The organism is Cryobacterium serini (assembly GCF_004404025.1).
Classification (GTDB): Bacteria; Actinomycetota; Actinomycetes; order Actinomycetales; family Microbacteriaceae; genus Cryobacterium; species Cryobacterium serini.
On record NZ_SOHN01000018.1, the window covers coordinates 63,753 to 88,977 of the forward strand.

General features: G+C 61.9%; 20 protein-coding genes, 1 tRNA gene and 2 pseudogenes. 10 read left to right on the forward strand and 13 right to left on the reverse strand.

Annotated features, from left to right (window positions below):
• Positions 1-496: 496 nt before the first annotated feature.
• From E3T51_RS17440 to E3T51_RS14865, 4 genes and pseudogenes are all read right to left on the reverse strand, one after another.
• Complete coding sequence (locus E3T51_RS17440; RefSeq protein ID WP_134530535.1) at positions 497-1,477, reverse strand: CHAT domain-containing protein; 981 nt, start codon at positions 1,475-1,477, stop codon at positions 497-499.
• Between the two features lie 13 nt (positions 1,478-1,490).
• Positions 1,491-1,937 carry a hypothetical protein gene (locus tag E3T51_RS14855; RefSeq protein ID WP_134530536.1) on the reverse strand — a complete coding sequence of 149 codons (447 nt, stop codon included), beginning with the start codon at positions 1,935-1,937 and terminating at the stop codon, positions 1,491-1,493.
• Positions 1,938-2,154: 217 nt separating this feature from the next.
• A complete protein-coding gene (locus tag E3T51_RS14860; RefSeq protein ID WP_166806503.1) occupies positions 2,155-2,844 on the reverse strand; it encodes a hypothetical protein in 690 nt (229 codons plus the stop codon).
• Between the two features lie 351 nt (positions 2,845-3,195).
• A pseudogene (locus E3T51_RS14865) lies at positions 3,196-3,626 on the reverse strand (transposase); the annotation flags it as partial.
• A 316-nt stretch (positions 3,627-3,942) separates the two neighbouring features.
• On the opposite strand from E3T51_RS14865, the gene E3T51_RS16840 reads away from it, so the two are divergent.
• The 3 genes from E3T51_RS16840 to E3T51_RS14880 all read left to right on the forward strand — a co-directional run bounded on the left by E3T51_RS16840 (position 3,943) and on the right by E3T51_RS14880 (position 5,493).
• A complete protein-coding gene (locus E3T51_RS16840) occupies positions 3,943-4,179 on the forward strand; it encodes a hypothetical protein (RefSeq protein WP_166806504.1) in 237 nt (78 codons plus the stop codon).
• Positions 4,180-4,457: 278 nt separating this feature from the next.
• Complete coding sequence (locus E3T51_RS14875) at positions 4,458-4,925, forward strand: hypothetical protein (protein WP_241989364.1); 468 nt, start codon at positions 4,458-4,460, stop codon at positions 4,923-4,925.
• Positions 4,926-5,025: 100 nt separating this feature from the next.
• Entirely contained in the window at positions 5,026-5,493 is a 468-nt protein-coding gene (locus E3T51_RS14880) for an SRPBCC family protein (protein WP_134530540.1), read from the forward strand.
• 110 nt (positions 5,494-5,603) lie between these two features.
• Here the strand turns inward: E3T51_RS14880 and E3T51_RS14885 are convergent, their stop codons facing one another.
• Positions 5,604-7,535 (reverse strand): ABC transporter ATP-binding protein, encoded by a 1,932-nt coding sequence (locus tag E3T51_RS14885; protein WP_134530541.1) that lies wholly within the window; start codon positions 7,533-7,535, stop codon positions 5,604-5,606.
• 290 nt (positions 7,536-7,825) lie between these two features.
• Between E3T51_RS14885 and E3T51_RS16845 the strand changes: the two genes are divergently transcribed.
• Positions 7,826-7,910, forward strand: a tRNA-OTHER gene (locus tag E3T51_RS16845).
• Positions 7,911-8,302: 392 nt separating this feature from the next.
• Here the strand turns inward: E3T51_RS16845 and E3T51_RS17445 are convergent.
• Complete coding sequence (locus E3T51_RS17445; RefSeq protein WP_134530542.1) at positions 8,303-8,938, reverse strand: DUF2249 domain-containing protein; 636 nt, start codon at positions 8,936-8,938, stop codon at positions 8,303-8,305.
• A 302-nt stretch (positions 8,939-9,240) separates the two neighbouring features.
• Complete coding sequence (locus E3T51_RS14895) at positions 9,241-11,229, reverse strand: aconitate hydratase (protein WP_134530543.1); 1,989 nt, start codon at positions 11,227-11,229, stop codon at positions 9,241-9,243.
• A 737-nt stretch (positions 11,230-11,966) separates the two neighbouring features.
• On the opposite strand from E3T51_RS14895, the gene E3T51_RS14900 reads away from it, so the two are divergent.
• Both E3T51_RS14900 and E3T51_RS16850 read left to right on the forward strand, forming a co-directional pair.
• Positions 11,967-12,179 (forward strand): FCD domain-containing protein, encoded by a 213-nt coding sequence (locus tag E3T51_RS14900; protein WP_198417882.1) that lies wholly within the window; start codon positions 11,967-11,969, stop codon positions 12,177-12,179.
• Between the two features lie 307 nt (positions 12,180-12,486).
• Complete coding sequence (locus E3T51_RS16850) at positions 12,487-12,630, forward strand: GPGG-motif small membrane protein (protein ID WP_166806505.1); 144 nt, start codon at positions 12,487-12,489, stop codon at positions 12,628-12,630.
• Between the two features lie 628 nt (positions 12,631-13,258).
• On the opposite strand, the gene E3T51_RS14905 is transcribed toward E3T51_RS16850, so the two are convergent.
• Positions 13,259-15,736 carry a molybdopterin oxidoreductase family protein gene (locus tag E3T51_RS14905; protein WP_134530640.1) on the reverse strand — a complete coding sequence of 826 codons (2,478 nt, stop codon included), beginning with the start codon at positions 15,734-15,736 and terminating at the stop codon, positions 13,259-13,261.
• Positions 15,737-16,915: 1,179 nt separating this feature from the next.
• Here E3T51_RS14905 and E3T51_RS17355 point away from each other — a divergent pair.
• The 3 genes and pseudogenes from E3T51_RS17355 to E3T51_RS17250 all read left to right on the forward strand — a co-directional run bounded on the left by E3T51_RS17355 (position 16,916) and on the right by E3T51_RS17250 (position 18,142).
• Positions 16,916-17,575, forward strand: coding sequence for a proton-conducting transporter transmembrane domain-containing protein (locus E3T51_RS17355; RefSeq protein WP_255453245.1), 660 nt, complete (start codon positions 16,916-16,918; stop codon positions 17,573-17,575).
• Positions 17,575-17,760 (forward strand): annotated as a pseudogene (locus E3T51_RS17360) (proton-conducting transporter transmembrane domain-containing protein); the annotation flags it as partial. The gene E3T51_RS17355 and the pseudogene E3T51_RS17360, both read left to right, overlap by 1 nt.
• 76 nt (positions 17,761-17,836) lie before the next feature.
• Positions 17,837-18,142, forward strand: coding sequence for a hypothetical protein (locus E3T51_RS17250; protein WP_241989381.1), 306 nt, complete (start codon positions 17,837-17,839; stop codon positions 18,140-18,142).
• 576 nt (positions 18,143-18,718) lie between these two features.
• Here the strand turns inward: E3T51_RS17250 and E3T51_RS14915 are convergent.
• The 4 genes from E3T51_RS14915 to E3T51_RS14930 form a co-directional block, all read right to left on the reverse strand.
• Positions 18,719-18,880 (reverse strand): methionine/alanine import family NSS transporter small subunit, encoded by a 162-nt coding sequence (locus E3T51_RS14915; RefSeq protein WP_134530545.1) that lies wholly within the window; start codon positions 18,878-18,880, stop codon positions 18,719-18,721.
• Positions 18,877-20,487, reverse strand: coding sequence for a sodium-dependent transporter (locus E3T51_RS14920; protein WP_134530641.1), 1,611 nt, complete (start codon positions 20,485-20,487; stop codon positions 18,877-18,879). Before E3T51_RS14920 ends, E3T51_RS14915 begins: the two co-directional genes overlap by 4 nt.
• A gap of 589 nt (positions 20,488-21,076) precedes the next feature.
• Positions 21,077-22,624: an SLC13 family permease gene (locus tag E3T51_RS14925; RefSeq protein ID WP_104191278.1), complete on the reverse strand. Its 1,548-nt coding sequence runs from the start codon at positions 22,622-22,624 to the stop codon at positions 21,077-21,079.
• Positions 22,625-22,652: 28 nt separating this feature from the next.
• Positions 22,653-23,651, reverse strand: a complete 999-nt coding sequence (locus E3T51_RS14930) for an alpha/beta fold hydrolase (protein WP_241989365.1) — start codon at positions 23,649-23,651, stop codon at positions 22,653-22,655.
• A gap of 84 nt (positions 23,652-23,735) precedes the next feature.
• Here E3T51_RS14930 and E3T51_RS14935 point away from each other — a divergent pair, with 84 nt between their 5' ends.
• Positions 23,736-24,137 carry a 2-hydroxycarboxylate transporter family protein gene (locus E3T51_RS14935; RefSeq protein ID WP_277613346.1) on the forward strand — a complete coding sequence of 134 codons (402 nt, stop codon included), beginning with the start codon at positions 23,736-23,738 and terminating at the stop codon, positions 24,135-24,137.
• A gap of 35 nt (positions 24,138-24,172) precedes the next feature.
• On the opposite strand, the gene E3T51_RS14940 is transcribed toward E3T51_RS14935, so the two are convergent.
• Positions 24,173-25,225 carry a LysR family transcriptional regulator gene (locus E3T51_RS14940; RefSeq protein WP_241989366.1) on the reverse strand — a complete coding sequence of 351 codons (1,053 nt, stop codon included), beginning with the start codon at positions 25,223-25,225 and terminating at the stop codon, positions 24,173-24,175.

Sequence of the window (25,225 nt, forward strand, 5' to 3'; positions counted from 1 at the left end):
CGCGGCCCTCGATCGGGTTCAGCCGGTGGCGGCCGGCAGGTCAACCTGGGTATCGGGCTGCCAGAAGCGCTGACCTCAAGCTTGGCCCCGAGGCAAGTTGTTACCGCGAGACGCGTGCCAGGCTGGTCGCACACACTCGCGGCGAAGACATATGAAGTGTTATCGGCGCGCCGCACGCGCCGAACCTTCGCGATGCAGCTCGATATGAGACGCCCCAAATCCCTAAGGATACGAGAGACCAAATCTAAAGAGTAGGTGCAGTTGGGTGGCTAAGTGCCAACAGTCGGGGCTGGGTCTTAGGGATGTACGTCGCCCCGTGAGATCGCGACAGCGGACCGCGAGCTACTCCTCACCGCCTAACCCCAAACCAACCCAGACGAAATAACCGCAGTCACACCACAACTCGGGCCTTGACCTCTGATAGCCCGTCGAGGTGAAGGACGGGATGGATTGAAGCGGTCCGAGTCGGGCGTATCCGCTGACCGGGTTCGAGGGACTACTCCAGCAGTCCCCATGTCGACGGGTCCACCGCGGGGTTGGCGAACAGAGCATATTTCTGCGCTTCGTCCTCCCCGCCCTCGAGGGAAACTTGCGCGACCCCGGCGGCAAACGCTGATGCCGTCGATGTCCCATGCCCGAGCGCGTTGTAGAAACCCTTCGAGAAGGCGATCGCCGCCGAGTCCTTCACGCTATCGAGGGTGCCCACCACGGCATGCATACTCGACGCCAGCATGTTCGCCTGCCGGGCTGAAAGACAGGCGTTCAGCACGATGAGCCGAAGTTCTTGCGCGATCTCAAGGATGCTGCAAATCCGGAGCAACGCCGCCTCCTGGACCAAAGCGACACCTCTCCCTTGCGTCTCGACAATGAGCCCCTCGACTAGACCGTGTCCGGAGAAGTGCAGGACCGTTGGGCGAGTGCTCAGCATGTCATTGATGAGGTAGTCCACAGTAACCGCGGGCCGCAGTTCGAGCTCGACCGATTGCTGGCCGCCCGCACCTTGAAGCTCTTCCAGGACGACGCGCTGCTCGAGGTCGACGTTCAGGTCGGACCACTCCTTGAGGGGTGCCGGACGCGGGTCCACCGGGCGGGCCGTAAGGAACAGCACCACGGATCGATTGGAAGCCCACGGCGCGGCCGGGGCCGACTGGGGACCCGACTGAAAGATGTGCTCCAATATCGCTACCCGGACCCGTTCGAGGGCGGGCTGTTGACCACGATCAAAGTAGATGGCCCGCGGGTTTGTGTTGTTAGTCGCCCATCCGGGGTTCGCAGGTTGCCCGGGACCGATGAGAACGAACACACCCGGTAGGAGCCCGGTCCTTGACACAACCACGTCGCTGATCTCCGATACAGGCACCTCGACCCGGGCACCCTGCCGCAGGGATGATATGAACCCGCTGCGGGAGATCACCACACGGTCATCGAACACTTCGACACGGGCACCCTCGGCTCCGTCGGCTGCGGCAACAGACATGACGCGATGCCCGCTACATGAAGCCGTGCCCGGGCCGCACCGGCGGTCGGCCGCCCGGTGGCGAGTAAGTGGTCGACGGCGTGGGAGAACTGTTGATTGCCTTGTAGCCAGCTTTTACCCCGTCCCAGATGGCGCTGCTCGCAACGCCGACGCCAATGGCTACCCACGGAATAGCGGGCAATGGTCCGCGGGTGGGCTCCCCAGACTCGTCTGCCTCGGCTTTCACTTCAACGTCCGATCCGACCGGTATAAGTACAAGGCGCTCACCGTCTGGCAGGTCGTCGTAATCGAACGCCAGTTGGGGTGCAAGCAGCCCCTTCCGGATCAGTTGCTGGAGCCACTGATTGTCCAACCGGTATTCAAGGTCGAGGTCGAAGTCGCCGTCGTCGCTGCGGCGGAACGGGACGCTGCACCCGATCGCCCATAGGCGTTCAGGCGCGTTCTTGGCGCTTTCGTTCATGATGCCAATTATGGCCCTGCAACACGATCATTGTCATCTGCAGAAAATAGATTAATCAACTCTCAATCCCAGCCTCAGCCGCCAATTGCATTGGAAGGCCGCGACGATTGCTCAGCGGGTCTCCGCTGAGGCGTGGCTCATCGGCATGCCGAGTGACAATAGGCCGACTCGCCGGTAGCAACCCGCCGAGCCGCCAGCGGTCGCATCTAGAACTGCCTTAGCAACCACGTGGCATGATGCGACAACCGAGTTGTGCATATTCACCGATCTTGGCCCAGAACGACGCATGCTCGCCGACTTCGGCCGCACTACCGACAGCGGCGGTCACCTTCGGGAATCGGATCTCGCTGTTGGCCTGCTCGGCTGTGAGCCAGGCGCTTGCGCAACTAGCCTCTCCTGCGATCGCGCCGAGAGTGTCGGCATTGAAGCCGACATCGTTCTCGCCGACCAGCACACCGGCGTTTACGCCAGCTACGGCGCACGCAGCAACAGCTTTGCGTGCGGCGCTCCCCTGCGCGAACAAGCGCACAACGGTGCTTTGCGTGAGGGCTTCGACTCGATCTTCGAAGATCGTTTGCAAGGCCAGAGCGGTGGACAGCTTGCGGTCGATGTACCACTGAGTCGACTCGGCATCTTCCAAGGTCCGGTACACAGCAACCACCTGATCGTCGGGCGCCATATACGCGTAGGTGGCCAGACTTGGTGCAATCTCGTCGCGGAATCGCTCCGAGCCATCGTCGGTGGGATATGGCACATAATTCCCAGATTCGCCTGTTTCTGCGGCAGTGAAGTACCAGACGACGTCAGAGTTGTTGATGAACAAGCGTGAGGTGCCGTCCGAGCTACTACAGATGACAATGTCATCCAGAAATTGAAGCTCCTCATCGGTTTGCGCTGTAGGCTCCAACCGGAGTGGCCAATCCTCCTGACAGCCGAGACCGACCGTGCCAGCGCCGTCCGTCGTCCCGCCACCGTCCGTCGTCCCGCCACCGTCCGTCGTCCCGCCACCGTCCGTCGTCCCGCCACCGTCACAGCCGGTAAGGACGAAGAGGAGTGTGATAGCGACAAGAACCCCGGTCCCCCTCCGGTTCTCGCTTGTACGCATCTTGCACCCACCGCCCGAGGTCTGAGGCTAAATCGACGATCACTTGCGCCATTCCTACACCTACTCCATCGTGCTGTCCACCCACGACGGCTGAACACGGGCGACATTTCATCCTTGGGAGTGTCTCGTTATCGGTGTTTCCGGCGTTTTTCATTAGTAGGATTCTGCGTTCGGCCAGCGGTCTCGGAAGGTGATGGCGAACGCGTTGAGAGCTGGCCTCCACCCTATTGTCCACCGGCTCGTCCCACACCGGTGGGATCGAGACTTCGAGTGACTAGATACAATCATTTTAGGGCTGCTTGCTCGGTGGGGAAATGTCCTCGAGCGCGCACTGCCCGCCGATACCAGGCGTTGAGCGACTCGATCGCGTTGGTGGAGCAGATCACCTGGCGGATCTCGGGGTCGTAGGACAGGAACGGGGTGAACTCTTCCCACGCCGACTCCCACAACCGGATGATCGCACCGTACTTCTTCCCCCAGACCTCGGCCAGATCATCCAGGGCTGCGCGGGCGGCATCGACGGTCGGAGCGGTGTAGATCGGTTTCACCGCTCGTTTCACCGCATCCCAATCCTTCTTCGACGAGTCTGCGACCTGAGCGACCGCCGCGGACATCCAACTTGAATTGCCACGCCTCTTGCAGATCGAGGAGCCGGCCATTTCGTCGGTGACGAAACGGTGCAGACTGGCGCTCCTCCTGAGTATGAGCGACTTGCAGAAATTCAACATCCGACGAATGACCTCGACCCAGTGCGTCCGGTGTGGCGCGGCGCTGCCGCCGGCCGCGAGCACCGGACGACCGCGCGTCTTTTGTGGCCCTGCCTGCCGCAAAGCGGCATACGACGACAGACGGGCTCGTAAACCGGAGGCATTTCACGTGCGAATTATTGACCGTACTGTCGTGAAGACGGTTGAGAAGATTCGGACCATCGATGAAGGGCACGACATCACCGAGTGCGTCCGACAGGTCTGCGGATCACCCCGGGCGATTGCGAATGTCCTCGTCGCTCTGAATGGGTTGGTCCGCTCGGACACATTGCTGCTGGACAACAAATGGGCTCCCGCCGTGCGTTTAATCGTCGACTTGAACCGCGCCATTCAGAATGCTGCTGAGCGCGCAAGCCGGCCGCGCCGTTGACGCTGAGATCGTCGCGGTACCGGAGCACGGAAAGGATGAAACTCAGGCTTGCGGCATCTTGCAAGATTCCGTATAGAGAAAGCGAGCAGGGGTGTGTTGTCGGATAGCGTCGCATTTATTTCGCGGTTCGCGGTTCGCGGGCTAGTCCATCTGTGGATGTGCGCACGCGCAAGCACTTCCATGGCTACGGTTGTAGTGAGCACAGTGATTGAGAGCGCGTGATGACGTACAACGTAATTCGAGTTCGCGCGACGCCTGGTGCCTCGCGCTCAGGGCACATGGGTGGCGTGCTCGTGGTTGCTGGTATCGCGGTGGCCACGTGGATCTCTTTCGGCCGCCACCTCTTCGGGATCGGTGGCGACCTCACCATCATCTACGCGGCGACGCTGGGTGTGATTTTTGCCGCCTTGCTGGTGATCACGGGGCTCGCGGTACGACGCACGGCACGTCGAGGGTTCGAAACTCGCGCGATAACATACGTGTTTTTCTTTGCATCAGGCGTTAGCGGACTCTTGTTGGGACTCACGCTTCCAGATTCAACACCTCGCGGTTTGCAGACAATCATCAGCGGACCAACACAGCCTGCGTTGGATTTCGCTATTGGTATCGCGAACCCCCTGGGCGTTGTCGGAATCGCGACCGCGATCATTGCGCTCGTGCTTTCGATTCGCGATTCGCGCGGGCGAATCACGCTTGTTGAGTCTTGGGGCGACGAGGATGACGGCGCCCTTGTCGACCCCGCGTAGCGGCAATTCGTTGCATCGACGCCGCTCCTGAAAGACCCACGTGCAGCGCGTCAGGCCGGAAACACCGTCTAAGAGACAGCCCCCACCTAGGCTGAGCAGTATGACAATCGAACAGGTTGAGCAAGGGCCCCGCCAAGTCGCGCGCACTGTTGAGGTGCCGGCTTCGGCCGAAGACATCTTCGCGTTGGTGGCTGATCCGCACCGTCACGGTGAGCTCGACGGCTCGGGCACCGTCGGCGGTACGGTGTCGGGGCCGCGGCGGCTCACCCAGGGCGCAAAATTCTCGGTAGCGATGAAGCAGTTCGGCGTCCCGTATCGCATCACCAGCACGGTGACGCGCATCGAAGACGGTCGGCTTGTAGAGTGGCGTCACCCCGCGGGACACCGGTGGCGCTGGGAACTCACGCCGCTCACGCCCACGTCTACGCGCGTTACTGAGACGTTTGACTACAGCACCGTCCCAGCCGTTCAGGGAAAGGTCTACGAGCTGCTCGGCTTTCCTCGGCAGAACGCCGCCGGCATCGAAGCCACCCTTCGCCAACTCACGTCGCGCTCCGCCCGCGCTTGACGTGAGGCCACCGGGCCGGAGTCGGTTACGCGGCCGTGATTACCAGCGCCACCGACTCGTCGGTCGTCCGGCTCAGGCGCCGGACCGCATGGTGGCGAAGTGCTCAGTCACTAGATCCCGCTTAGCGCCTCCGCATCCGCATCCGCATCCGCATCCGCATCCGCATCCGCCGCAACATTCTTCTGCACGGCGAACTGGGTCCGGTGCAATTCCTCGTACCGCCCGCGCACAGCCAGCAGTTCCTCGTGCGTACCGCGCTCCACGATCGAGCCGTCCTCAACCACGAGGATCAGGTCCGCGCTGCGGATGGTGGAGAGGCGGTGTGCGATCACCATCGCTGTCCGTCCCTTGAGCGCCTCGCTGAGCGCCGCCTGCACGGCGGCCTCAGACGTCGAATCCAGCGCCGCCGTCGCCTCGTCGAGGATGACGACGCGCGGCTGGGCGAGTAGGAGCCTCGCGATGGTCATCCGCTGGCGCTCACCCCCGGACAATCGGTAGCCACGCTCGCCCACCATGGTGTTCAGCTGGTCGGGCAGGGACCGGATGAGCGGCTCGAGCCGCGCACGGCGGACGGCGTCCCACACCTCATCGTCGGACGCTTCCGGCCTCGCGAGGCGCAGATTGGAGAGGATGGTCTCGTGGAACAGGTGGCCGTCTTGCGTCACCATGCCCAGGGTGTGCCGCATGGAGGCGAAAGTGACATCGCGGACATCCGCCCCCGCGAGGCGCACGGCGCCGCTGTCGACGTCATACAGGCGCGCGAGAAGCTGCGCAATCGTGGACTTGCCGGCACCGGACGAACCAACGAGGGCAACGGTCTGTCCCGGCTCGATCCTGAAGGACACGCCGTGCAGCACCTCCTCGCCGCCGCGGGTGTCCAATGTGGAAACCTCCTCGAGAGACGCGAGAGACACCTTGTCCGCAGACGGGTAGGCGAAGCGGACGTTGTCGAACTCCACGGTCACCGGGCCTTCGGGCACGGCGACGGCGTCGGGCTTCTCCTTGATGAGCGAGTCAAGGTCGAGCACCTCGAAGACGCGCTCGAAGCTGACCACCGCGCTCATAATCTCCACCCGTGCGTTTGCGAGGCCGGTGAGCGGCGCGTAGAGGCGGGTGAGGAGAAGCGCCAGGGTGACCACGTCGCCGGTGTTCAGCTGGCCGGCTAGGGCGAGGGCGCCGCCGAGCCCGTACACGAGCGCGAGGGCGAGAGCGGAGACGAGCATCAGTGCGGTGTAGAAGACGAACTGCAGCATTGCGGCGCGGACACCGATATCGCGGACACGGGCAGCGCGGACGCGGAACTCCTCGGCCTCCTCGTCGGGCCGGCCGAACAGCTTGACGAGGGTGGCGCCGGGCGCTGAGAAGCGCTCGGTCATCTGCGTGCTCATGGCGGAATTGTGATCGGCGGCCTCGCGGCGGAGCGCGGCGAGGCGGCTTCCCATGCGGCGGGCGGGTACGAGGAAGATGGGGAGCATGATCACGGCGAGAACCGTCACGAGCCAGGACGTGCTGAGCATGACGATCAGGGTGAGGATCAGCGCCACCACGTTCGTGACCACGCCGGACAGCGTGCCGCTGAAGGCCTGCTGAGCGCCGATCACATCGTTGTTGAGGCGGCTCACGAGGGCGCCCGTTCGTGTGCGGGTGAAGAACGCGATCGGCATCTTCTGTACGTGGTTGAAGACGGCGGTGCGGAGGTCCAGGATCACGCCTTCACCGATCCGCGCCGAGTACCAGCGCGTCACGAGTGACACGGCGGCGTCGGCCACGGCCACGAGCGCGATGACGACGGCGAGCCACACAATCGTGGTGACCGCGCCCTGGGCGACGATAACGTCGACCACCTGGCCGGCGAGTACCGGCGTCGCGACCGCGAGGAAAGCTCCCACGGTGGAGAGGGTGATGAAGATAAGCAGCTTGGACCGGTAGGGCACCGCGAACCTCATGATCCGCCTCACGGACTCACGGGAGAAGCCGCGTTTGCTGTCCCTAGCGCTCGACATCTTGTGCAGCGAGCTCCAGGCCGCGCCTTCCATGCTCATGATGGTTCCTTCCGTGGGTACCGGGCCAAGTTTAGATGGCGAGTTGCCCGAGCTCGGGGTTCTCCCCAGCGGCAACGAGCCGGGGTTTTTTCATGAAACGGCTCGCCCGGCAACGAACGTGTGGGCGGGGTTTGCGTCAGGGCCGCGGTCATTCCACGACTGTGCGCCCGCTAAAAGCGGTTCACAAGGTCATCATTTACCCATCACATTCATCACTAAATGACCTAAAACGATGACGTACAATTGGAAGCAGCGAACCGCCCGGTTCCCTGTAAACACAAGGGAATCCGCGGGCTTTCGGAGACAGTCGGCAACGACATAATGAAGGCAAAAACCTCCAAGGGGTCGCAGGTTCGAATCCTGTCAGCCCGACCAAAGGGCCGTTCCCGAAACTGTTCACGAAACGGCCCGGTCGGAACAAAAAGAAATCGCTCCTGAGGATTCTCAGGAGCGATTTCTGGTTTATGCGGCGTGTTCGTAGGGTTGTATTGGCGATTCATTGACGGGGCCGTGTCGCCGGTGGTTTTTGTGTTTTGGGGCGCGGTCGATGGAACCGGTAAACAGTGCTCCCCCGGCCAGAATCAATGCACCGAGCAAAGACAATGCAATGAACGCGAGCAGCCCCGGGGCGAAATCTCGGTGCAATGACACACTGCGCGCTAGCCGGCTGGCTGTAACCAAGTCGATGTAGGCCGCTGAGGGACACACCGGGCCACGAACTCGCCCGACAACAACAAGGGGCTGCCCGGCAGCCGTCCTACTGAGGGTTAGGCGCGGCGGAAGCGCACTCGCCAGAACTCCGGGCCTCGTTCGATGTAGCTCACGTCGAAAGTGTCGGGCTGGCTATGCTGAAGTTCCGCCAGCATCCGTTGGGGGTCGTGCGGTTCGATCACGTCCAGGGCGAACCCCGGTATAACGGCGTCGAGCGCCCCAAAGACGGCCGCGTGCCGGATAGCGTGCGGAATGGTGCGGGCGTCGAGCACGATGTTTTCCGCCCCCGCGGCCGTCTCGTCAACGGCCCCATCTGCAATCGGCCAGCCGAGTGCAAACAGCTCAGGACGCCGCGCCGGAGCGATGAGCTTGGCTACGGTGAGCAGGATGACCGCGTCCTCGACAGCCTCCAGCGAGTTGCGGCCCGGCGGCATCGTGATCAGGTCCCCGCGCCATCCAGACCACGATGCGCCACCCGAGGTGAGAACGACCCGCCCCTCAAGGACCTGCACGGTCGCTTCAGCCAAATTGTCGTGTTCTCCGAGGCGTTTCCCGGAACGGAGAGCGATCAGCGTTTGCCGGAGGACGTGTACGTGGCCGCCGTACACGGTCTCCGCACTGCGACCACTGGACGCCTCCCGTGCGTGATTGAGATGGTGGCGCACGAGTGCGGTGAGCGACTTCTTTTGCATGTGTCGTTCTCAACTTTCATTTCCTTCATGCTCCGCTACCGCTGCGCGCGTGTCAACGGTGCTGTGATTGCCGCGCGTGGCTGGTCGGTGCCCCCGTTCTCGGCTCGGATTTGGCTACGCTGCCAGCGCCTGGAGTCCGCTCGATTTTCGAGCATCTCATACTGATAGATCTCCGTTTTCCGCGCGGTCCGGGCGCCTAGTGCCGCGATTGAGTTAGAGGTCAATTAGCTCACCGTCACGTGTGCGCCGAGACGGTCACCGTCACAGAACGAAATTTCGCAGCAAAATGAAACGGCGTGAGCCTATTTGGTTTCCACAGGAATGGCGACTCCGCGCGCGCTCCGGTTGCGCAGCCACGGGATGAGGCCACCGACGAGGAGCATTTCGATCTGCCGGGTCGAGAGTTCGTGGCGCACGGAGTAGACCTCATCTCGGGTTGTGTTGCGCACGAGGATCTCCGTTCCGTTCGAGAGAGCCTTCCGAATCCCGTCGAGCACGAGCACATCATCCTGCGAGATGCGATCGTGATCAGCCGCATCCGCGAACTGGAGCGCCAGCGCGCCGAAGTTGGCCAGGTTCTGCCAGTGGATGCGTGCGAACGAGACCGCCAGCACCACCCGCAGTCCGAGGAAGCGCGGGGTGATCGCGGCGTGCTCTCTAGAGGAGCCCTGCCCATAATTGGCCCCGGCGACGATCATGTGGCCGGTCGTATCCCGGGTTAGGGCGGCGCGAGTCGGGTAGGTCGGGTCGACTTGGTCGAAGGTGAATTCGGCGAGCTTGGGGACGTTGCTGCGGAAAGGGAGCACGCGCGCACCCGCCGGCAGGATCTCATCCGTCGAAATGTCATCGCCCACGATTAGGGCGACGGGTGCCTCGATGTGCTCGGAGAGCGGTCCGAAGACCGGCAGCGAGGAGATATTTTCACCCTTGACCAGACGCACCCCGATGGATTCCTCCGGCGGTAAGGGCTTCTCGAGCATCGCCAGGTTCACGCTCGACACCGCCGGGAGGGTGATCTGGGGATATTCCAAGCCGAAGAGCCCGGGCAGGTCCCGCGGATCGGTGATCTGTCCCGTCAGCGCGGCGGCGGCCCCAGTCTCAGGCGAACACAGGTAGACCGAGTCTTCCTGTGTGCCCGAGCGACCGGGAAAGTTGCGCGGCATCGTGCGCAGGCTAATGCTGCCATTCGCCGGGGCCTGGCCCATGCCGATGCAGCCCATGCAGCCGGACTGATGCAGCCGGGCGCCCGCCCCGATCAGATCCAGGGTGGCCCCCATGATGGTCAGGTCCTGCAGAATCTGCCGGGAGCTGGGATTGACGTCGAGGGACAGGCCTGGGAATGCCTGCCGCCCCTTCGTGATCGCGGCAACGATCGCGAAATCACGCAGGCCCGGATTCGCGGAGGACCCGATCACGACCTGTTCCACCGGGCGCCCCGCCACTTCGCGTACCGGCACGACGTTGCCGGGCGAGCTGGGAAGCGCGATCAACGGCACGATCTCAGCCAGGTCAATCTCTTCGGTCACGTCGTAGGTCGCATCCTCGTCCGCGAGCAGTTCGGTGAAATCCTGCTCGCGCTGTTCGGCGCGCAGGAAGGTTCGCACTTGATCATCGGCGGGGAAAACGGTGGTGGTCGCGCCCAGTTCGGCGCCCATATTGGCGATCACGTGCCGATCCATCGCGGTCAGGGCGGCGAGGCCGGGGCCGTAGTACTCGACGATCCGATTGACGCCGCCCTTGACGCCGTGCCGGCGCAGCATTTCGAGGATGACGTCTTTGGCGCTGGTCCACGGCGGCAGTTGTCCGGTGAGCTTCACGCCCCAAATTTCGGGCATCCTGATGTACAAAGGCTCACCGGCTATGGCCAGGGCTACCTCGGTGCCGCCGACGCCGATGGCCAGCATCCCCAGCGAGCCGGCGGCCGGGGTGTGGCTGTCGGAGCCGACCATCGTCTTGCCGGGGATGCCGAAGCGCTGCATGTGCGTGGGGTGTGACACCCCATTGCCGGCCTTCGAAAACCACAGGCCGAACCGTTGGCAGGCGGAGCGGAGAAAGTCGTGGTCCTCCGCATTCTTGCTGTCGGCCTGCAACAGGTTGTGGTCGACGTACTGCACGGAAACCTCCGTGCGCGCGCGATCCAGTCCCAACGCCTCCAACTCCAACATGACCAGGGTCCCGGTCGCGTCCTGGGTGAGGGTCTGGTCGATGTGCAGGCCGATTTCGGTCCCTGGCACCATCTCCCCGGAGACCAGGTGCGATGCGATGAGTTTCTGTGCGACGTTGTATGCCACGGTGAGCTTCCCTAGTCGATAGCGGTGCCCGCCGACATTCGTCGGTATGAATTGGCCTCCAGGGCATGCCGCTGCCACCAAGGTAGGCCATTCGTGGCGCCGGGGCTAGCCTTCTCAGGGAGAATGGACGTCCGCTGTACCGGAAAGATGGACCGGGAAGACGGACCGGGAAGACGGGGCTCTGGGACAGGCGCGCGACCGCGAGTAGAAGGGTGACCTTCCCCGACCCCGATGTGCATGTCTCACGATCTCTGTGTCGTAACCTATGGATTCTGAGAAACCACACAATCGAGAAAGGGTGTACACGGCTGAGCGGTTTTACTTTGACCAGGTTGGCTCCCAGTGTGAGGCGCCTGGTCCGTTCAAGATTTGTTCGCGCGGATGGGTCTACCTGTCGGGGAACTGGGACCGAGTTTTGATATCAGCCCAGCGGAATTTGATGCTCCCATTGTGGTCGCCGTTAGCCGCCACGCAGTCGCACCTATCCTCGGGCTGGGCGCGATAAACACACAACTGATCAACCGGCTCCTTAAGCGGCGCAGTGGTCGGTGAATCCGTTGAAACGCTGTCGCGAGAGCAGGGCTGGTTGAAAATCTGGCGCCTGCAAATCTGGTCACTCTGCCGACTTGCAACACCGACGAATGATCACTGCCGAGGAGCTTAAGTATGGTCACGACCTCTTCGTGCACGAGCTCGTTGGGGCGCTAATTGTTCATAGAACGCCTTTGACCCCGCGAATGTGGAAAGGTGTTGCATTCAGTCATTCAGCGCCACGTCTTGCCGGATTTGAAAGCCTCCCCAGCGAGCTCAAGCTCACCCTCGACGAGCACGAGCAGGTTTTCGCTGCAATCGACGCGGCGAATCCCGATGCCGCTGAGGCCGCGATGCGTTCGCACATCCTCGACACCTGGGAACGTCGACGACCACAGAATCATCGGCATCGCTCGTAGTCAGCGCGCCGCGGCAAATCGGCACGGCTTTTCAAACGCCAGCCTGTCTATGACGGTCTCCCTGATTACAAGGCAAATCGAATTTGATCAGGGTTTCCGCTCAGCTGCAGCCGACACATCGGTACTGGTACGTACGGAGCTCCATGCCGGTCATCTTCGGTGAGATTGCGGCACAGAGAATCAACTCCACAACATTCTGGATAAAACACAGTGGTCAGAGACTGAGCAGGGCGTACGTTCGCTTTAACAGATCAAAAACCGCTGTGGGCGTACGGCCCGTTGGCGCTAAATGAAATGGAGCAGCACCATGGCAACAATTCTCTGGATCATTGCGGTAATCCTCGTAATTGCAGGCATTTTCGCGCTATTTCGACGCCAGATTCTCTGGGGCATCGTACTCATCGTCGTGGGACTGTTGGTTGGTCCAGGTGGCGTGAGCGTCTTCACTTGAAACTGCGGATCGAGTAACCGTTTCGGAGCGTGGCGAAGCTCCGGAACGGTTTCGGCGTGAAGGATCCACTGACGCTCTTCGTTGTCTGAGCGCTGCATGACGTCGAGGAGGTCATAGCTTTTCCTAACACTTGCGATCGTCTCGCGGAGCGGACCGGCAGACACGGGTCTAACCGAGCCTTCACCAAACCCGGGGCTCGAGAAAGCCACATGGACGAGCGGGCGGGCGGGACTGCACTCGCGAGTGCGGTCTCTGCCGCCCGCTTAGCTCAGTCCCCCTTGACGCGAACGCTAAAAACCCAGATGGCTCCCTCGAAAGGGAAATCGTGTAACCCGGTCGGCCCGCCTGACGGGCGATTTCGGGGTGTCAGTCGCTGGAAAAGGCCACTAGGTATGCCTCAGCCCGCGCGCAGCGGGCTGCTCCCGCGGGTGTATATTTCATGGTTCCACGCGGGTTATCAGCACCCCGCTCAGGGCTTCGCTATGATCTTCTCATCCTCCACTACGCGCGTTCTTGCCCTCGTAGATGACGGCGGGGCTCTGGCTAGAAAACGCCGTGACCTAGCGGAATGAGTTGGCACAGCGCCGCTAGACCGTAGCCAGTATTCGGGGGCACGCAGGGAACAGCGTCAGTTTCCAAGCCCGGGTGCGATGGCGGGCAGTTCGATCGGAGATATTGATTCGGACGCTTCGGCGTCCCCGCCGCCGGCCGTGACCGGCACGCCGCCGACATCTGCAGGCCGGGATGCTGCGGTCGTTGGAGCCGGTGACGGCCCGGTACCGTCCGCTACTTTCTCCACCCGCACAGCCGCGCTTTTGAACAGGGGCTGCTTGGATACCGGATCCCACTCCGTCATCGTCAGTTCGTTGGCCGCAGTGGGGTGACCGTCCGGACCGGACCGTTTCAAATCCCAATAGCCGTAATGAAACGGTGCGAATACCGTACCCTCGCGCACATTGCTGACGCGGGCGGGAACGAGAAGTTCACCGCGACGAGAAGTGACTCGTACAGTGTCACCCTCCGAGATATCGAGACGGCCAGCATCCAACACCGAGATCTCCAACCACGCCGACGGTGCCGCGTTGTTTAGCTGCCGGGCACGACCGGTGCGAGTGCGCGTGTGGAACTGGTACGCCGTGCGACCTGTCGTGTAGCGCAACGGGAAGTCGGCATCCGGCTCTTCGAGTGGTGGTACATAGGATGCAGCCTTGAAAACGGCGCGCCCGTGAATCTCCAGCGCACGGAACGCCTGCTCACCGACCGAGGCACCGGTAAGCAGGTCATGGCCGAACGTTTCGCAATCGTCTGGATCGGTGGCGAAGATGCCGTCACCATAAAGTCGAACGGTTCCGTCCGGATGCTCGTCGTTGCACGGCCATGGAATGCCGCTTCCGCCTCGAAGTCGCTCGTAGGTGATGCCGGTGTAGTCACACGGGCGGCCTCGGCTGCAGTCCTGCCAAGCGTGGAATCCATCCTCCGGCCCAGTCCAGTCGAGGAGTGGCGCGCCCGACTTTGTGCGGAAATTCATCCGCGCCGAGTAGTCAAGAAAAATGTCCAGATCGCTCCTTGCCTCACCGGGCGGCTCGACGGCCTTGTCGGAGAGATGCACGGTACGATCTGCGTTGGTGAAAGTTCCTGTTTTCTCGCCCCAGCCCGCGGCCGGCAGCACGACATCGGCATACAGCGCTGTTTCGGTGAGATAGAGGTCCTGCACGACGAGGAAGACGCTCTCTTGGCCGAGGATGGCGCGGATACGTTCCAATTCCGGCATCGAGACCGCCGGGTTCGTCGCCGAGATCCAAAGAAACTCGATGCTGCCTTGCTCGACATACCGAAAGATTTGCATCGCATGGGTTGGTGGACCCTTGTGCGGAATGACCGAAATATCAACGTCCCACAGTGTCGCGAGCTCGCGGACGTGCTCCGAATTCTCCCAGTTGCGGAATCCGGGAAGGTCTCCATCCGCCCCGCACTCCCGGTTGTTCTGCGCGGTTGGCTGGCCGTTCATCTGCAGCACCCCGTTTCCTGGCGCGCCGATTTTTCCTCGCAACAAGTGCATATTGTTCACCTGACAGGATGCCGCGGTTGCCTGCGCCGACTGGTAAAAGCCCTGCAAAACGGTGGAGAGCACCCGGGCACTCGTGCCGAAAATTTGTGCAGCTTCTCGCACATCGTCGACCGAGACACCGCAGGTCTCAGCTACTGCCTCTGGCGTCCATGGTTCCACGATGGCCCGCAATCTGTCGACTCCGATGGTGTGGGCCGCGATGTAGGCCTCATCAATCCATCCGTTCGTGAACAGTTCCCGAATCAGACCATTCATCAGCGCCTGGTTCGTCCCTGGACGCACCGCAAGGTGCACGTCCGCGACCCGCGCCACCTCAGTCTCACGCGGGTCGATACAGACAATACGTGGCCGGTCGGGCCCGGCGATCCGATCGAGCACCCGCGCCCACAGCACCGTCTGCGTCTCAGCCATGTTGTGTCCGTACAGGAACATTGCGTCACATTCGTCGATGTCGGCGTAGCTACCAGGCTGGCCATCCGCACCAAAGCTCTCCTTCATCGCCGCAGCCGCGGTCGCCGTGCACAATCGGGTGTTGCCATCCATGTGCGGGGTGCCGATACCGGCCTTACCGAGAATTGCCAGCGCGTAGTACTCCTCGAGAAACAATTGGCCGCTGGTATAGAAGGCGTGGCTCAGCGGACCCTTGTCCGCCAAGAGCTTCCTGCTTCGCTCGACGATCCGGGACATCGCCGTGTCCCAGTCGGTCTCGACCAATTCGCCACCGACCCGGATGAGCGGACGAGTCAGCCGGTCTTCGTTCGACATACTCTGCCAAGTGCCGAAGAGGCCCTTCGGCCCGAGTCGCCCATGATTGACAATGTCGATGGCGCGACCGCGCACTCCGACCATCCGCCCGTCTTTCACCGCGATGTCGCACGCGCAGCCATTGCTGCACAGCGTGCAAGCCGACTGCACCCAACGATCAACGTCGTCTTCACCGAGACCATCAGCCAACTTCTGATCAACACGCACCGGCCACTTCTCGCCTCGGGCAAAGGGCGTCCTGGTGCCCCAGATATCGCCGATCCTGTCCACCATAACAACGCCCTCTTCCGCTCTGACTTGTAGTCTGCGCCCGCGAGCAGTCCAGATCAACGTCGAGACGGGATTTATCCACAGTGCCCCGCCGTCGGTGAAGTCGATGCCAACCGTTCCGTTGGCCCACCGTATGAGAGTCCGCGCGTTCTTCGTGAGCATCACTCCGAGCAGCACCTGACCAAGTTGGGACTGCAAAGCACCAACGATGTCGCTGATTCCAAGTTCTACAGGACGAGCATGCGCATCACGGATGATGCGAGCAGGCGGCACCGCTTGCACAGCAAGATTCGTCAAACTGCTCACCTCCAGTGGTCTACTGATAGCAGTCGAACGTCTATCTACTTGTCGGGCAATATGACTGATAATGGTGGATTACGACGAGTAATAATGTGCCTAGTGCAGAATCTAATGAGTAGGGCTCCCGCGATGTCCTCTCTCCTCAAAGTAAGACAGTCGCACTTTTGATACGTGCGCTGCTTGGCACCGGGGAAGGCTTGGATTGAGCCGCTTCTGCTTCATCTGGACCCCGCAGCGTGAACGCGTCAGAACCTCGCGCTCGGAGCTGAGCGATTCGGCAAGTTGGTGTCACGCCGTGGACAAAATCTAAGTCGGAGAGACTGACGCAAACGAGGCGACCGCCGACTCGAAGTGATCGAATACGACATGCCGTCGCGGCGCCTCTATGTTCATGACTTCAAAAGCAGAACCACGTTTTTCGATGTAACCGAGCACCTTCTCGGGTGACCTTTCGTGGCAGCGGCGATCACCCACACGCCATTCATGATCGGACAGACTGCGAATCTCGAGATCTTTCGTTGCGCACGGCTGATGACTCTGATTCGACATTGAATCTCCTTCGTGATGAGCGGTCCGGACTAGCGGTACCTCGACCAGCTCCGATGCCGCTTCCATCTCCACCCAACATAGCCCCCGCCCATGGCGGCATGCCGTTGGCAGCAAACCGTTCAGCGACGATTTCGTGCACGCGGCCCTTCTCGCTGAAAAGGGAATCGACTACATCGACGCCGCAGTCTCCGGCGGAGTCTGAGGCCAGGAGAACGGTTTTGCGTGTTCGCTGCTGGTTCTCTCGGTTGTCATCGGGGTGTTCCCGGGGTTCTACTTGACATCATCGAACCCGCAGCATCCGTAGTCGTCAACCTGGTCAGCCGTTAGTTGCCCGTGAACGTAGCACTGGACACTCTCGCCCTTTTGCCGGAAGGTTTCGTTCTCGGCGGGGCGATCGTCGCGCTCCTCGCCGGGTCGTTCCTCCCCCGGAACCGCCAAGTCGCGACCCGGTGGATCGCCATCTTGGCGCTGCTGGCGAGTGTGGTCGCGGCCGCAGCCGGGATGACGCAGCCGTCGACGACGGTTTTCGAGGCGAGCTTCGCCGTGGACGTCGGCTCCGGTTTCGGTTTCGGTTTCGGTTTCGGTTTCGGTCGAATCATCATTGCCCTGGCAACGATCTTCGTCATCGTGCTTGGAATCGAGGAGCTCAGTGGTGCGCGTCGGGAAAGTGAGACATACGCCCTGCTGCTTCTCGCCGCCCTCGGCGCGATGCTCCTGTCCGGCGCGAGCGACCTCCTCATCCTAGTGACCGGGTACCTCCTCACCTCGATCCCGTTATATGCCCTCATCGGAATGAGTCGTTCCACTAGTGCCGTCGAAGCCGCAATGAAGACCTATCTGCTCGGCGCGCTGCTCGGAATCATGATGATGCTGGGCATCACCATGCTGTTCGGAGTCGGCGGAGGCACCTCGTACCGCCAGTTGGGGCCTGCTCTCGTCGATGCCCCGCCGCCGCCGTGGCCGCCGGGGTTGTCGGGGTGCTCGGCGGACTGATGTTCAAGGCTGGCGGCGTGCCGGGACACTTCTGGATTCCGGACGCGACACAAGCGTCCGGCACGGCTGTCGCAGCATTCCTCACCACCGTTTCGAAGATCGGTGCTCTCATTGCGGCCTACCGGCTGCTCGACATCATCCCGGCAAGCATCGACTGGCCACTGTTGGTCGGGCTTCTCGCCGCCGCAAGCATGACACTCGGAAACCTCGCCGCATTCTGGCAAGACGACGTTCGCCGACTGCTGAACACCCCCGACTATCGTGTTCATCGGCAAACTCACCACACTCGCCGCAGCCTGGGACGGAGGCCTCGCCTGGCTCGCAGTCATCGCCGTAATCAACAGCGTGGCGAGCTTGTTCTACTACCTGCGCTGGCTAGCATCAATGTTCTCACGCGCTCATGCGCCCCCGTTTTCTCCGTCGTCCAGGTCACCAGTCGCCGCCGCAACACGTGTTCAACGCCGCTGGGCAGCCCGCACAGCCGTCACAGGAGCAGTCTCCGTCCTCGTTCTCGACATCGTCGCTGGCGGCATCCTGTCAATCGCCAGCTCTCCCCTCGTGCACTGAATAAACCGTCCTCACACACCGACGTCAGAAAATGTTTCTTGCCAACAAACATTTTTCGGCCAAGGTCCCACCTTGCGTAAGCGAACGCGACGCACATCTCCGCACACTCAATAACACGACGCCATCATTTCCTGGGAACGCGGCATTGAACTTACGACGATTGTCGTGAGTCCGGTTGCTCGAAGAACCGAGTCGTGATCGAGCGTGGGGACAACTGCCTTGAATCCCTCAAGCCCCGCGCAGTGCTCCTCGATAAACTTCCGCGACGACGCCCTCACCGAAGGAACCCGTCGCGGCGGAGGGACAAAGCACGCCGCAGTCGCACCGCACTCCCGGCCACCGAGCAACGCGGATTTGTGGCATTACGAACAGGTGGCTTCGGGATCCGGGTGCCAACTTTTAGTCGCTCTCAGAAAACTGCTGCTCGCGGCCGTCGTCGCGCGAGCGCGCATCCTCAAGCCCATGCGAAGGTGGCCCGCTCCGGGCAGCAGGGCGTGCTTGGCCTATCCTCGAAAAGCCGATCTGGCGAACCGACTCAGCCGCAGGCGAATCAACGCCACTTTGAGGGTCACGAACTTATCGTAATGGTGACACGGAAGCGCCGTCGTGCAAAACAGCGTCGGCTTCCTCGTCGTCGATGGCTTCCGGATGCCGCTTGAGATTGAGCAGGGCCAACCCCAGACCTCCCCATACGGCCAACAGAGCGATGATCATCATGACGACCGCGGAGGTACTCACGCGTTCTTCCTTTCCCCGGCTACGGATCCTGATGCGGCGGTTTCGGGTAGGCCAGTTTCGCCACCCCTGGTCTTATCCATGGCCGATTCATTCGCATCGAGTTCGGCATCCAGGATCGGTTCATGGATATTTTTCTCATAAGCGGCGGATCGATAGCTCCACGGAATCTTCGAAAGCAGGTAGGCGATCAGTACCAAGGCAATCACCATGCCCCAGCCGAAGACGCCGACAAACCAGGTTGGCAAACCGCCGTAGCCCTCGCTGATCCTGGTGGTGAGGGTGTCGATCAGGATGTAACCCAGGACCACCGGAGTGACACCGCCGATGAAAACCTGCCAACGGCGGCCCAGCTTGACCGAGGACGTTGCGTTGATGTGCTCGCGCAGCCGAGGAAGTGCACTGAACCCAGCAGACATGGCCACCACGGCCACCAGTGCGACGGCTACAATTCCGAAGCTATTGACAAAGGCATCGGTCACATCGAGCAGGTTCAGTCCCGTCGTCGTTGGAAACAGCAGGATCGAGATCAGGGCAATAGGGATGCCGACGACCAGCGCTGCCTTTACCCGCCGCCAGCCTAACTTGTCCTGAACGGCGGCAATGATGACTTCGACGATACTGATCAGCGATGTTAGACCGGCGAACACAAGCGAACCGAAGAACAGCACTCCCAACAGAACGCCCGCCGGCGCCTGCGCAATGATGGTCGGGAACGCAATGAATGCCAGACCGATACCGCTGACAGCGACTTCGTCCACACCAACCCCGCTCGATGCCGCCATGAATCCCAAGGCAGCGAAGACCCCGATGCCGGCCAGCAGCTCGAAGCCGGAATTGGCGAAGCCGACGACGAACCCAGAACCGGTCAGATCAGTTTTCCGCCGCAGGTAGGAGGAATACGTGATCATGATCCCGAAGGCCACCGACAGCGAGAAGAAGATCTGCCCATAGGCAGCCACCCAGATAGAACTGTCACCGAGCCGGGTCCAGTCCGGCGTGAAGAACGCGTCCAGTCCGGTCCAGGCCCCCTCAAGGAACAGCGCTTGGACGACCAGAATGAGGAACATGATCAACAGCAACGGCATAAACACGATGGAGGCACGGGCAATCCCCTTGTGCACGCCCAAAGCCAGGATGGCGATAACCACGCCCCACACGAGAATCAGCGGAATGAGCACGGAGGGCACGAAGTCGAAACCCAGATTCACCTGATCGCTGACCTGAAGGAACTCGCCGGTAAAGAAACCCGCGGCGTCCTCGCCCCAAGCTGTGGTGAAAGAGAATATGAAGTACATGCCGGCCCAGGCAATGATCACCGCGTAGTACACGGCAATGACGAAACAGATTCCTACTTGCCACCAGCCAATGGCTTCGGCTTTGGGATGCAGTCTCCGCATTGCCAGCGGAGGCGATCCACGGAATCGGTGCCCGATGGCATAATCGAGGAAAAGTAGCGGTATTCCGGCAGTGAGTAAGGCGACCAGGTACGGGATAATAAACGCCCCGCCGCCGTTTTCGTAGGCAACGTAGGGGAAGCGCCAGATGTTGCCCAGTCCCACGGCGGACCCGATAGCGGCAAGAATGAACACTCTCCGCCCGGACCACATTTCACGTTGCGGCCGCGCGCTCACAATCGAGGGCGGTTGTTGTGTCTTTCCCGATAAACTCACAATTATAATCCTCGCAGCAGATGCTCTTGGTGGGTAACCGTCTTCACGGTATCCCCGCCCCAGAAATCATGTCAAGACGCTCGGCCAGATTGATTCGAAGAATCATTCGAAAGAGAACCTCATATAGGTTGACATCTTACGGGTTGGATCACTGAAACGGTGATCGTGAATTCCGGCAATGCGTCCAGGGTTTCGCTATCAGGTCCATCGCGCACGCATCGAGAGTGGTTCCCACTAGGGGAAGAATCCGGTCGTCCTTCACCCGAAATGTGCCGGTGTGCGCCCGGCCCACACCAGCGGATTCGTCCGCCGCCCAACCAGGCTGCGCCACCCTCGATAACATCTTCACCAGCCCCTCCGGTGACGAGGCTGCCCCAAAAGGCTCGAACTGTTGACTCCGGTTAGGATCGCAAGGCGCCGCCGGGTAGTCGTCGAGTGGGTGGTAACTCTGCGGCCCGTGATCGATGACCTCGTGCCCACCGGCGCGCAGGGGTGAGGTGTCATCCCTGTAGCCGGCCCGGTCACATCAGTAGACGATTCCGAACACCCAGACCGCGAGGGTCATGGTCACCAGGGTGGTGAGCACGAGGGCGACCAGGTTCAACCAGACGCCAGCCTTGAGCATGTGCGCGATCTCGATGTAGCCCGAGGAGAACGCGATGGCGTTGGGCGGCGTGGCCACCGGCAACATGAACGCGCACGTGGCGGCGATCGCCACCGGGATCACGAGCAGCATCGGGTCCAGTTCCAGGCCGATGGCGATGCCGCCGATCAGCGGCAGGAACGCCGCCGCAGTGGCGGTGTTGCTGGTCAATTCCGTCAGCAGCAGCACGATACCGGCGATGGCGGCGATGATCACTACGACCGGCAACACACCGAGACCGACGACCTGCTCGCCGACCCAGATGCTCAGACCGGTGGCGCTGAACTGCGAGGACAGGGCGAGGCCGCCTCCAAAGAGAATGAGGATGTCCCACGGCAGCGCCTTCGCGCTGCCCCAGGTCAGCAGCGGCACACCGGTGCGAAAACTCACCGGTGTTACGAAGAGCACTAGGGCGACGGCCATCGCGATGACCGCGTCGGCGATGTTGGATTCAGGCCAGAGCAGCGGCACCGAGATCCAGGCGGCAGCGGCGAGCACGAACACGGTGAGCACGAGCTTCTCACCGGTGCTGGGCTTGCCGAGCTTGCGGTGCTCGGCCTGGATCATTTCGCGGCCGCCGGGAATCTCGGTGATCTCGGGCTTGAAGAAAACGAAGGTGAGCAGGAACCAGGCGATGGCCATGAAGACGATGGCCATGGGAACGCCCACGAGCATCCACTCGCCGAAGCCGATGTTGATGCCGTGGGTTTCGGCGAGGTAGCCGACCATAAGGGCGTTCGGCGGGGTGCCGATGATGGTGCCGAGCGACCCGATCGACGCGGAGTAGGCGATGCCGAGCATCAGGGCGATGCCGAAGTTCTTCGGGGCCTTGCCGTCGGTGCCGGACTTGGCCACGAGCACCAGCACCGAGATGCCGATGGGGAGCATCATGACTGCGGTGGCGGTGTTGGAGACCCACATGCTCAGGAAGCCGGTGGTGATCATGAAGCCACCGATGAGCTGCCGCGGCTTCGTGCCGATCAGCAGCACGGTGAGCAGCGCGATGCGGCGGTGCAGGTTCCAGCGCTGCAGCGCCAGGGCGAGCAGGAATCCGCCCATGAACAGGAAGATGATCGGGTTCGCATAGGGTGGCGCGACCGTTTCGATGGTGGCAACGTTCAGCGCGGGGAAGGCCACGAGGGGTACCAGCGCTGTTCCGGCCAGCGGCAGTGCCTCGGTCATCCACCAGACTGCCATCAGTGTGGCGACTCCGGCGGTGAAACGGGCATTCTGATCGAGATCCGCGGGAAGGATCGAGTAGATCACCCCGCCTAACACGAGGCCGACCACGAGGCCGATGCGCTTGCGGGTGATGACGGTGCGGGGTTCCGCGCTTTCGCGCAGGCCCGGGGCGGTGTCGTCGTGGTGCTCGGCGAGGACGGACGGTAGGGCGGGTGCAGCGGGATCGCGCGGATTCTGGGCAGACGTCATCGTCTCTCTCCTCAGTTCTGATTCGGGTTTAGCCGGGGATCAGGCGGGTCGTGGTGTTAGGCAGTGCGGGGACGAAGGCGAGAATTTCGCGCAGGATCTCGTCGGGGACTTCCTCGGGCAGGTAGTGCCCCGAGTCAACCGGATGCCCGGTGACCGCCGAGGCCAGGGCTCCCCAGAGTGTGAGCGGGTCGAAGAGTGTCTCGATCACGCCGTGACGGCCCCAGAGCAGGTGGATCGGGGTCTCGATCACGAGGCCGGCCGCACGGTCGGCTCGGTCATGGTGCAGGTCGATCGTCGCCGAGGCGCGATAGTCCTCGCACATCGAGTGCACGGCACCGGGCCGACTGAGTGCCTCAACGTAGGCGTCGAGAATCTCGGTTGGGAACGGGGCCAGGCCGGCGTAGCGGCCACCGATAACGTTTTCCACGTAGCCGCGCGGGTTTGCTTCGATGAGCGCTTCGGGCAGCGGATACGGTTGAATCAGCAGGAACCAGTGAAAGTACGCCTCGGCGAATGCCCGGGTACTGCCGTCGTACATGTCGACGGTGGGGGCGATGTCCAACAGCAGGGCGCGCGTCACCGCGCCGGGGTGATCGACGAGCAGCCGGTGCGCCACCCGGGCTCCGCGGTCGTGCGCGGCAACGGCGAACGTCGTGAAGCCGCGTTCTGCGCCGAAATGTTCCATTAGACGCACCTGGTCCAGGGCCATGGCGCGTTTGCTGTGGCCGGCGTGCGTCGTGTCACTGCCGGCGGCGAACACTGCGGCATGGGAGTCGCCATAGCCGCGCAGGTCGGGAATGATCACGGTGTAGTGCTCGGCCAGACGGTCGGCGATATGCCGCCAGATTAGGTGTGTTTCTGGATGCCCGTGCAACAGCAGCAGGGCCGGCCGGGCGGCGCCCGTGGTACGGCGTGACACGCGTCCACTGATTTGTACGCCGGCCAGGCTGATCCGAAACATGTCGAAGAGCGCGAAAGCGGGCTCGGTGGCACGTGTTTCGGTGTCTTTGGCACGAACTCGGGACATTTTTTAAATGTACAACAGTCCCCGACCGGATTCGAATTTGATTTTCGCGCATCGCCTGTGGTTGAGGATTGCTCCGGTCAGACGGTGTTCAATGTCTTCCCGGACTCAGTCGAAAAGTCGGTGCAGGGTGTCTACAAGGTCATCTCCGGCTACTTCAGCTACCCCACCATGATCGGTCTGGGTATGCTTTACGTGCCCCTAGACAGCGTCATGCGTGTCCTCTCGGTGGGCTACGTTACGGTCTGCGTCTCAGTGGTGGTCGCAATGGCGGCGACTGGGTTCTTCGTGGGAAGGCGAATTGGGATGTATCCGATCGACGCGTCCCTAGTGACTGTTTGGCACAGCGGACTCGGTGGCACCGGGGACGTCGCGATGCTTTCGGCCTTCAACCGCATGGTCTTGATGCCATTCGCGCAAAACTCAACTCGCATCGGCAGAGTGACGACTGCCGTCTCCGCGGCACGCCTCGCCCACCCCATAGCCTGACCGAGCGACCACGAAGGCTTCGGACGTCGGCAAGGTTAGGTCTTGTCGACGTTCGCCGCGTCCAGGCGCTCTGTCAGGCCGGTGCGAAGATCCTCCAGCAGGAGCTCTATGCGCTGGGGCTGGTGGGCGGCTGCCGAGTACACTGCGTGGATATCCGCCGGCGGGCGAGGAAAGTCCGCCAATACCTGCACGAGTTCCCCAGATGCGAGCATCGGGGTGACGTGCCAGCTGGAGCGCAGAATGAGCCCGTGGCCGGTTCGGCACCAGTTGACCACCACGTCTCCGTCATTGCTGCCCAGACTGCCGGTGACGCGGACGGTACGCTGATCATCGCCGAGCCCGAAACGCCAGAGGGCGTAGTCGTTGTCGTTCTCCTTCAAGATGAGGCAGTTGTGTTGCGCTAAATCCTCCGGGGTCTGCGGCACGCCGTGGCGCGCGAGATATCCCGGAGAGGCGCAGACGATGCGCGTGTTGGTGTAGAGCCGACGCATCTTCAGCCGCGAATCTGGCGATTGCCCAACTCGGACCGCAACGTCGATGCCTGTTCCGATGATATTGAACGGCCTGTCCGAAATAGTGAGCTCGGTCTGCACGCCCGGATTCCTCCTGGCGAACTCACCCAATAGAGGGGCGATGTGCGCACGACCAAGTCCCATAGTGGAGTGAACAACGATACGGCCGTGGATCTCGGAGTGGTCAGTAGACATCGAATCTTCGAGGTCAGCGCGCTGTTCCATGAGCTTCGTCGCCCCCTCCGCATATCGCCCTCCCGCCTCCGTGAGCGAAAGCCGACGGGTGCTGCGCTGCGCCAACTGCGTGCCGAGCCGCGCCTCCAACCTCGTGAGCCGTTTACTCACCGCCGAGAGTGAGACGCCCCACTCATGTGCTGCCGCGGTGAGACTCGGCGAGCGGGCGATCGTGACAAAGAACTCCAGGTCGTCGATTGCGGAAACTTCAGGCATTGCTTCAGCATATTGCGCCAGCGGAAAGAATGGCTTGCGTTCCAGCCGCTTTTTCCGCTGCTTCTTGCGCCGTATTGTCGTATTCAGAGGACGTCGCACTGGTCGTTCCGACAAGTCCGGGTTCAT

Excerpts from the sequence above, each read along its gene's own strand:
- E3T51_RS14885 (WP_134530541.1), bottom strand. The coding sequence starts at position 7,535 with ATGAGCATGGAAGGCGCGGCCTGGAGCTCGCTGCACAAGATGTCGAGC.
- E3T51_RS14855 (WP_134530536.1), bottom strand. The coding sequence starts at position 1,937 with ATGAACGAAAGCGCCAAGAACGCGCCTGAACGCCTATGGGCGATCGGG.
- E3T51_RS16850 (WP_166806505.1), top strand. The coding sequence starts at position 12,487 with ATGGCAACAATTCTCTGGATCATTGCGGTAATCCTCGTAATTGCAGGC.
- E3T51_RS14905 (WP_134530640.1), bottom strand. The coding sequence starts at position 15,736 with ATGGTGGACAGGATCGGCGATATCTGGGGCACCAGGACGCCCTTTGCC.
- E3T51_RS14900 (WP_198417882.1), top strand. The coding sequence starts at position 11,967 with ATGTGGAAAGGTGTTGCATTCAGTCATTCAGCGCCACGTCTTGCCGGA.
- E3T51_RS14925 (WP_104191278.1), bottom strand. The coding sequence starts at position 22,624 with ATGACGTCTGCCCAGAATCCGCGCGATCCCGCTGCACCCGCCCTACCG.
- E3T51_RS17445 (WP_134530542.1), bottom strand. The coding sequence starts at position 8,938 with ATGCAAAAGAAGTCGCTCACCGCACTCGTGCGCCACCATCTCAATCAC.
- E3T51_RS14920 (WP_134530641.1), bottom strand. The coding sequence starts at position 20,487 with ATGTGGTCCGGGCGGAGAGTGTTCATTCTTGCCGCTATCGGGTCCGCC.
- E3T51_RS14940 (WP_241989366.1), bottom strand. The coding sequence starts at position 25,225 with ATGAACCCGGACTTGTCGGAACGACCAGTGCGACGTCCTCTGAATACG.
- E3T51_RS14880 (WP_134530540.1), top strand. The coding sequence starts at position 5,026 with ATGACAATCGAACAGGTTGAGCAAGGGCCCCGCCAAGTCGCGCGCACT.
- E3T51_RS17440 (WP_134530535.1), bottom strand. The coding sequence starts at position 1,477 with ATGTCTGTTGCCGCAGCCGACGGAGCCGAGGGTGCCCGTGTCGAAGTG.
- E3T51_RS14930 (WP_241989365.1), bottom strand. The coding sequence starts at position 23,651 with ATGTCCCGAGTTCGTGCCAAAGACACCGAAACACGTGCCACCGAGCCC.
- E3T51_RS14875 (WP_241989364.1), top strand. The coding sequence starts at position 4,458 with ATGGGTGGCGTGCTCGTGGTTGCTGGTATCGCGGTGGCCACGTGGATC.